At 40.4% G+C, this 596-nt stretch carries 1 protein-coding gene; it reads left to right on the top strand.

Annotation, left to right across the window (positions count from 1 at the left end):
* Positions 1–596: IS110 family transposase (locus AC5FEC_RS10395; RefSeq protein WP_493662113.1), on the top strand; the 596-nt coding region annotated here is incomplete at both ends.

Raw genomic sequence — 596 nt, 5'->3', positions numbered from 1 at the left:
GAGGAATATGGTTACGCTTACACACGGCTAAATCCTCTGGAAGCTAAGAAGCAATTGGACAGTCTGCGAGTTCGTAAAACAGATAAAATTGACGCTGAAAAGTTAGCTAAATCTCAGCTTGTGCACAATCGTAAACCAACTTACGTGCAGGAAGAAGTTTATCAACACCTTCGTGATTTAAGCCGTTTCTATCAAAATCTGACAGAAGACCTTGTTCGAGCTAAAAACCGTCTGCACAAGGTCCTACAAATCACCTTTCCTGAATTGGAAAATCTCTTATCCACACCAACTGGCGAGCAATATTGGAACTTAGTGATGGCTTTTCCATGCAAAGAGTTTGTATTAAGACTATCTCAAAGTGACTTGTGTGAGATTATCCGTCAATCTACCTCCAAACGCATCTCTGAAAAGCGTATTGCTTACCTGACTGATAAACTTATAAAACTCGCTAAACAATCTTTTTGTGCGGTCAAGAAAAACTCTCCTATGCTTGAAGAGGTTCGTTACTATGCTCAAGAATTGCTTCGCCTTTCTGAACGCAGACAAGTTGTCTTAAACGACATGGTAACTCTAGCTCAGCCTTTACCAGAGTATGA

It is taken from the genome of Streptococcus sp. STC1396 (assembly GCF_058933875.1).
The sequence above is the reverse complement of the archived record's forward strand: the minus strand, read 5'-3'. Positions and strand labels throughout refer to the sequence as shown.